The 7,659-nt window shown below is 68.1% G+C and carries 7 protein-coding genes; all 7 read left to right on the top strand.

Going from position 1 to position 7,659, the window contains the following annotated elements; all coding sequences use genetic code 11:
- Positions 1-115: 115 nt before the first annotated feature.
- The 7 genes from SA87_RS03880 (at position 116) to SA87_RS03850 (ending at position 7,560) form a co-directional block, all read left to right on the top strand.
- Positions 116-964 carry a 2-keto-4-pentenoate hydratase gene (locus SA87_RS03880; RefSeq protein ID WP_082910465.1) on the top strand — a complete coding sequence of 283 codons (849 nt, stop codon included), beginning with the start codon at positions 116-118 and terminating at the stop codon, positions 962-964.
- Complete coding sequence (locus tag SA87_RS03875; protein WP_066199488.1) at positions 961-1,758, top strand: 2-keto-4-pentenoate hydratase; 798 nt, start codon at positions 961-963, stop codon at positions 1,756-1,758. The genes SA87_RS03880 and SA87_RS03875 overlap by 4 nt, the downstream gene beginning before the upstream one ends.
- Before the next feature lie 138 nt (positions 1,759-1,896).
- Complete coding sequence (locus SA87_RS14285) at positions 1,897-2,205, top strand: 2-hydroxymuconate tautomerase (protein WP_066199482.1); 309 nt, start codon at positions 1,897-1,899, stop codon at positions 2,203-2,205.
- A gap of 47 nt (positions 2,206-2,252) precedes the next feature.
- Entirely contained in the window at positions 2,253-2,735 is a 483-nt protein-coding gene (locus tag SA87_RS03865; RefSeq protein ID WP_066199480.1) for a flavin reductase family protein, read from the top strand.
- Positions 2,736-3,310: 575 nt separating this feature from the next.
- Entirely contained in the window at positions 3,311-5,143 is a 1,833-nt protein-coding gene (locus tag SA87_RS14220) for an acyl-CoA dehydrogenase family protein (RefSeq protein ID WP_066199477.1), read from the top strand.
- Positions 5,144-5,206: 63 nt separating this feature from the next.
- Entirely contained in the window at positions 5,207-6,094 is an 888-nt protein-coding gene (locus SA87_RS03855; protein ID WP_066199474.1) for an NAD(P)-dependent oxidoreductase, read from the top strand.
- A 5-nt stretch (positions 6,095-6,099) separates the two neighbouring features.
- Entirely contained in the window at positions 6,100-7,560 is a 1,461-nt protein-coding gene (locus SA87_RS03850) for a CoA-acylating methylmalonate-semialdehyde dehydrogenase (RefSeq protein WP_066199472.1), read from the top strand.
- Positions 7,561-7,659 lie beyond the last annotated feature (99 nt).

Raw genomic sequence — 7,659 nt, 5'->3', positions numbered from 1 at the left:
GGCGGCCAGGAAGACATGATCCTCGACGTCGCCCTGGCGCTCAAAAAACAAAAAGAAGCCGCCGCCGCCCGCTGAGGGCGGCGGATGAGTTCCCGCGGCCGATGGAGGGGAACCGATGACCGACCTTAAAGCCCTCGCCGATCGCCTGTGGGAGGCCGAGCGAACGAAGACGGCGATCCCGCCGCTTACGGCCGACCATCCCGAGCTTACGCCCGACGACGCCTACCGCATCCAGCTCCTCAACATCGGGCGCAAAACGGCCTTAGGCGCCCGCGTCGTCGGGAAGAAGATCGGGCTCACCTCCAAAGCGATGCAGAACCTCCTGGGCGTGGACGAACCGGACTACGGCCACCTCCTCGACACGATGCAGGTGGTCGCCGGATCGCCGGTGCCGTGGGCGCCGCTCTTTCAACCGAAGGTCGAAGGCGAGATCGCCTTCATCATGAAACGGACGCTGAAGGGTCCGGGCGTGACGTATCTGGACGTTCTCGACGCCGTCGAGGCGGCCGTCCCGGCGATCGAGATCGTCGACAGCCGCATCCGGGACTGGAAGATCAAGCTCCAAGACACGATCGCCGACAACGCCTCGTCGGGGCTCTTTCTTCTCGGGCGGGCGGCCCGGCGGGTGGAAGACGTCGATCTGGCGGCGGTGGGCATGGCGCTTTACAAAAACGGGACGCTCGTCAACACCGGCGTCGGCGCCGCGGCCCTGGGGCATCCGCTTTATAGCGTGGCGTGGCTGGCGAACTTTCTCGGCCGCTTCGACATCGCCCTGGAAGCCGGGGAGATCGTCCTGTCGGGGGCGCTCTCGGCGGCGGTGGACGCCGCCCCGGGCGACCGGTTCACCGTCGCTTTCGACGGATGGGAGACGCTGGAGATGACATTTGCTCCGGCGGAGGAAGGAGCCCCTTCCGGTGCCGGAGCCGCGGCGGCCGAGGGGGGCGAAGGGAGGCGCGGCGGATGACCGAAGCGTGGACCGAAGAGGGCGGCGCGGCACGGGCGGTTGAGCATCTGCGGGCGGCGGTCCTCCGGCGACGGCCGATTCCGCGCCTTACCGAAACGATGGCGCTCTCGCTGGATCAGGCCTATGAGATTCAAAAGCGGTTGATCGAGGTCGATCTCGCCGCAGGCGCCCGCCGGATCGGCTATAAGATGGGGCTGACGAGCCCGGCGAAGATGAAGCAGATGAACGTCGACGTTCCGGTGTTCGGGCAGCTTCTCGACCGGATGCTCCTTCAGGACGGGGCTCCTTTGCGAAGGGAGGAGCTCATTCACCCGCGGGTGGAGCTCGAAGTGGCGGTCATCCTCGGCGATGGGGTGGACCCGGACCGGGTGAAGACCGTCGACGACGTCGCTTCGCGCATCCGGGCGATGGCCGTCGCGCTGGAAGTCATCGACAGCCGCTACGAGGGATTTCGCTTTACCCTGCCGGACGTCGTGGCCGACAACGCTTCGGCGGCCCGGTTCGTCCTCGGTTCGGCCTTCGTTCGGCCTTCGAAGGACGTCCATCTCTGGGGGGCGCGGCTTTTTAAGAACGGCGAAGCCGTCGGATTCGGTACGCCGGCCAACGTCCTCGGACATCCGTTTGCGGCGGTGCTGGCGCTGGCGCGGCTTCTGGCCGAACGCGGCTTTCCGCCGCTCGCCGCCGGCGACGTCGTCCTCACCGGGGCGATCGGCGAGGCCGTTCCGGTGGAGGCCGGTGACGTGGTGGAAGGCGTGCTGGATCACGCCGGAAGCGTGCACCTTCGCCTCGTCTGATCGGGCCGGGGGCGGTTTCAGACGGGCCGTGCCTCCTTTAGGCGAGCCGTGCAGGGGGCTCCGCGGGGCGCGGTCGGGAAGATCCGGGTTCGGGTCGCGAGGCTGTTGAGGATAGAATCGGAGGGGAGCGTTCAAACGATGCCGCTTATTCAGATCACCTTGCTGGAAGGGCGCACGGAAGCCCAGAAGGCGGCGCTCATCAAGGCGGTGACGAAGGCCGTCGTCGAGGCGATCGGCGCGCCGCCGGAAAGCGTTCGCATCGCGCTGTACGAGCTTCCCCGCACCCACTGGGCGGTCGGTGGCGTCACCAAAGCCGAGCTCGAGGCCAGAGCCCAGGCGGCCGATGCCGTCCCCGGCGGGGCGGAAGGCGAACGGGCGGATCGGTTGCGGGCGGGGGCCGGCGAAGCACTCCCGGACGCCGACGAGGCGCTCCCCGCCCGCCGCTGAAGCGGTTCGAGCAGGAGCTTCGTGATCTTCGAAAGGATGGATGGCCCATGTTCGATACGCGCGATCTCCGATACGCTTTCGGCCGCTTTGCCACCGGCATCACGGTCGTCACCTATCGGACGGACGACGGTCCCCGGGGGTTTACGGCCAATTCTTTCACGTCCGTCTCGTTGGATCCACCGCTGCTTCTCATTTCCGTCGACCGGAAGATCCAGGCGGCCCGGTACCTGCCGGAGACGCCGTTTGCGGTCAACATTTTAAAGGCCGAGCAAAAGGCGCTGTCGGATCAGTTCGCCGGCCGCGCCCGCGAGCCGGTCGCCGTTCCGTGGACCGAAGGGGCGTGGGCGCCCCATTTGAGCGAAGCGCTGGCGGTGTTTGAGTGCACGCCGTGGCAGACGTACGACGGCGGGGATCATCTGCTCGTCGTCGGCGAAATCCGCCGCTACGCCTACGGCGATGGGGACGCCCTGACGTACTTCTGCGGCCGCTACGGAACGCTCCCTCAGCCGGAAGAGGCCCGAAAGGGGTAGGCGCGCGTCGATCTTTTCGATTTGCGCTTCTCCGCCGACCGATCTCCGCGGGAGAAACGGACGGCGGTTTTTTGCGCTTGCGGTCGAGCGAGCGCTCGTATACAATCGTTAATGAAGAAATGTCAAATGAGTTCGGCGCCGCACGAGGCGTTGCGAGCGCGATCGGTGACGAAGCGAGGGGTGGCGATGTGACGGGAGGGAGAGGGGCGGGGTCCATCCCGTTGATCGAGCGAGCGCTCGGTTGCCGATGCCGGCGGAGGCCGGGGCTTGCGCCCGACCGTCCGATGCGGACGCGCCGGGACGCCCGCCGCTCCGGCAGCCGATCCTTGCGTCGGAGGAATGCACCGGCGTGAGCCGGAACGTTTGGCGTTCGTGGAAGCGTTCGTAAACGGGGTTGCGAAAGCGTTCGGGCAAACGTCCGCGACAACGTTCGCCGAATCGTTACCAGAGGGTTCGCCGAAGCGGTTGCGGGCGTCTCACAGCAGACGTCCCGCCGCGGGAAGCGCTCCTTCCGGAGGGCATCTGCGCCGCCGGAGCGACCGGACGGCCGCCGGCGGCCGAAAGGGGGAGAGATGATGGTGCAGGCGTCGCTTTCCGGACCGGTTCACCCGCTCGTCCGCTCGATCCTCATCCCGGAGGCGAAGACGTCGGAGCACCAGCTCATCGAAACGACGGCCCGGTCCTTCGTCGAAGAGCGCGTGCTTCCGCACCTTCCGGCGCTCGAAGCCCACGACGACGCCCTTTTGAAAGCGCTTTATCGGGAGGCCGGCGAGCTCGGCCTTGCCGGCGTCGACGTGCCGGAGGCGTACGGCGGCCTCGAGCTCGACGCCCTGTCCGTCCTCCTCGTCACCGAAGCCCTCGGCGAGGCCGGCGGCTTCGGCGTCTCCTTCAACATCCACAGCGGCGTCGGCACCCAGCCGATTCTCTTTTTCGGCACGGAAGAGCAGCGGCGCCGCTACGTCCCCGATCTCGCCGCCGGGGTGCGCATCGGCGCTTACGCCCTCACCGAGCCGAACGCCGGCTCCGACGCCTTAAGCGGCCGCACCCGGACCCGCTGGGATCCGGCGGCCGGCGTCTTTCGGCTGAGCGGCGAAAAGCAGTGGATCTCGAACGCCCGGGTGGCGGACGTGTTCATCGTCTTCGCCCGGCTGGAGGGGGAAGGCCTCACGGCGTTTATCGTCGAGCGGGGGAGCCCGGGGCTTTCCGTCGGGCCGGAGGAGCGGAAGATGGGCATTCATGCGAGCCCGACGGCGTCCCTCATCCTCGACGAGGTGCCGGTGCCGGAGGCGGGCCTCCTTGGCGCCCCCGGCGAGGGGCACCGGGTCGCCCTGTCGGTTCTGAACCTCGCCCGGCACAAGATGGCCGTCTACGCCCTCGGCCAGAGCCGTCGGGCGCTCCGCTTCGCCGTCCGTTTTGCCAAAGAACGAAAGCAGTTCGGCCGGCCGATCGCCGAGTTCGGCCTCATCCGGGAAAAACTGGCCGAGATGTTCCTCCGGCACGCGATCGCCGAAAGCATGGTCTACCGCACCGGCGGCGAGCTCGACGGCGACAAGAAGGCGATCGTCGCGGATCTTTCGGCCGACGGCGGCGCGCCTCCGTCGTCGGGCACCCCCCTGCCTGAGGGCGTCCGTCCATCGGAAGCGGACCGGGCGGCCGTCGTCCGGCGCCGGGCGGCGACGCTGTCGCAGCGGATTGCCGCCTGCGCCTTGAACAAAGTGCTGGCCACCGAAGCGCAGGGTGAGAACGTCGACGAAGCGGTGCAGATCCACGGCGGTTACGGTTACATGGCGGAGTACGAAGTCGAGCGCCTCTACCGGGATGCCCGCATCACCCGAATCTTTGAAGGGACGAACGAGATCAACCGCCTGGCGGCGGTGCGGGATCTCATCGGCAAAGACGGGGCGCCCAAGCCGTGGCCGTCGCCGGAGACGGCGGCCGCCGCCGCAGGGGACCGGCGGCCGTTTGCTGATCCGGCGCTCGCTTCAGCGGTGCGGGAGGGGGCGGCGGTCGCCGAGGCGGTGCTCTATACCGGCTCGGCACGGTTTTCCGCGCTCTTCGAGGCGGCCCGGCGCCGCTTTGGACCCGCGCTCCCGGAGGCGCAGGCCGTTGTCCGGCGCCTCGCCGACGCCCAGGCGGCCCTTTACGCCCTCGAGTCGACCCTCGCCCGAACGGTGAGGGCCCAGGCGGCCGGGGCCGGCCTTCCGGCGGATGCTGCCGGAGCGCTTCTCGCCCTCGCCGGGGCGTGGGCAAGCCGGACGCTCCGGACGAATATGGATGAACTGGAGCGGCACCTGGGCGCATCATCCGCGGCCCCGCCTCCCGCATCCGGCGGCGAGGGGACGGCGCCGGTCGACGTCATCCGGGCGGCCGAGACGCTGGCCGACTACGTCCTTTCGGCCCGGCTGTGAACGCAAGCGAGGGTGCGACTCTCCGTTGAGGGATGCGACATTTACTCTGAAGGAGGCTTCGCCATGGAAAAGCCGACGATCGGCTTCATCGGCCTCGGCAAGATGGGTCGGCCGATGAGCTCGAACCTCGTCGAAAGCGGCTACACCGTCACCGGCTACGACGTCGTGCCGGCGGCGATTCAGGCCCTCGTCGACGCTGGCGGCCGCGGCGCCGGGAGCATCGCGGAGGCGGCACAGGCGAGCGACGTCATCCTCACCAGCCTCCCGTCGCCGGTCGAGGTCGAGGCGGTTTACCTCGGCGAAGGGGGCGTCCTCGCCCACGCCCGCCCCGGCACCCTCGCCGTCGACTTCAGCACCGTCTCGCCGAAGGTCTACCACCGGGTGGCGGAGGCGCTCCGGGAGCGGGGGATCGATTTTCTCGGCGCGCCGGTCTCCGGCGGCGTGGAACGGGCCGTCGACCGGTCGCTCACGATCATGGTCGGCGGGCCGAAGGCGGCCTTCGAGCGGGGGAAACCGATCTTCGAGGCCCTCGGCCAGAACATCTTCCACATCGGCGAAGACGTCGGCCTCGGCGCCGTGGTGAAGCTCACGAACAACTACTTCATCGGCTATTACACGCTGGCGGTGGCCGAAGCCCTCACCCTCGCCGGCGAGGTGGGCATGGATCTCGATCAGCTCTTTGAAATCATGAAGGTGAGCTACGGCCAAAGCCGCATCTACGAGCGGAATTACGGCCTGTTTATCGCCAAGAACCGGTACGAACCCGGCTTTACGACGAAACTCCTCGTCAAGGACCTCAAGCTCGCCAAGGCGATGGCCGAGGAGGCGGGCCTCAAGCTCCCGATGACCGACGTCCTCATCGCGCAGTACGAGCGGGCGATCGAGGCCGGTTACGGCGATCTGGACATGGCGGCGATGTACCGGTATATTCAAGACATTACAAAGGGATGAGGACCATGACGATGGTGCATGAAAAGACGGTCCTGAAAAACTTCATCGGCGGCCGCTGGGTCGACGCCGAGGCGGCGGGGACGGCGCCGGTGTACAACCCGGCGACCGGCGAGGTGATCGCCGAGACGCCCCTTTCGACCGCCGCCGACGTCGCCAGGGCCGTCGAAGCCGCCAAGGCGGCGTACGAGCGCTGGCGGAAGGTGCCGGTCATCAAGCGGGCGCGGCTTCTTTACGCTTACCTGGAACGGCTTCGCCGGGAACGGGAGGCCCTCGCCCGGATGATCACGACCGAGCACGGCAAAAGCCTCGCCGATGCCCTTGCCGAGGTTGACCGGGGCATCGAGAGCGTCGAGCACGCGACGGCGGCGCCGACGCTCATGATGGGCGATGCCCTCGCCGAGGTGGCGGAGGGGCTGGAGCAGACGACGTACCGCTACCCCCTCGGGGTGGTGGCGAGCATTACGCCGTTCAACTTCCCGGCGATGATCCCCCTCTGGGTCATCCCGTGGGCGGTGGTGACCGGCAACGCCCTCATCTTAAAGCCGTCGGAGCAGACGCCGATGACGACGCTCCGGCTCGTCGAACTCCTGCACGAGGTCGGCCTGCCGGACGGCGTCGTGAACGTCGTCAACGGCGCCAAAGAAGCCGTGGACGCCCTCCTCGCCCATCCGGACATCGTCGCCGTGAACTTCACCGGCTCCCAGAAGACGGCCGCCTACGTCTACGAGACGGCGGCCCGCTACGGCAAGCGAGTGCAGGCCTTCTCCGGCGCGAAAAACCACGCCGTCGTCCTCGAGGACGCGGTGCTCGCGCCGACGATCGACGGCATCCTCCGGGCGGCCTTCGGGAACGGCGGGCAGCGCTGCATGGCGACGAGCGTCGTCGTGGCGGTCGAGGGGATCGCCGACGACCTCGTCGAACGCCTCGCCGACGGCGCCCGGAAGCTCAAGGTGGGAAGCGGCTTCGAAGAAGGGGTGGAGCTCACCCCGCTCATCCGGGAGGAGCACCGCCGGCGGGTGCTTTCGTACATCGAAGAAGGAGAAAAACAGGCCCGCCTCGTCGTCGACGGCCGGGAGGCGATGTCCCGCTTTCCGCGAGGCTTTTACCTCGGGGCGACGGTCTTCGACCGCGTGACGCCGGAGATGCGCCTCTGGCAGGAGGAGATCTTCGGGCCGGTCCTTTCCGTCGTCCGGGTGCGGGATCTCGACGAGGCGATCGCCGTCACCAACCGCTCCCGCTACGCCAACGGCGCCATCCTCTACACTCAAAGCGGCAAGGCCGCCCGCCGCTTCCGGGAGGAGATCGACGCCGGGATGGTCGGCATCAACGTCAACATCCCGCTCCCGGTCGCTTTCTTCCCGTTTGGCGGCCACAAAGATTCGTTCTACGGCGTCATCGGCGAAAACGGCAAGGACATCGTCCAGTTCTTCACCCGGAAAAAGACCGTCTCGAGCCGGTGGTTCTGAGCGGACGGTCCGGGGCGCCGTCGGCCCGCGGCGGAAAGGGCCGCTTTGGGTCGCCTCTGCCGGCGAAGGCGCGCGTTCGTCGGCGGAGGACGCCGTCGG

It is taken from the genome of Hydrogenibacillus schlegelii (genome assembly GCF_001653195.1).
Lineage (GTDB): Bacteria > Bacillota > Bacilli > Thermicanales > DSM-22653 > Hydrogenibacillus > Hydrogenibacillus schlegelii.
This window is presented reverse-complemented; position numbering and strand designations above follow the sequence as displayed.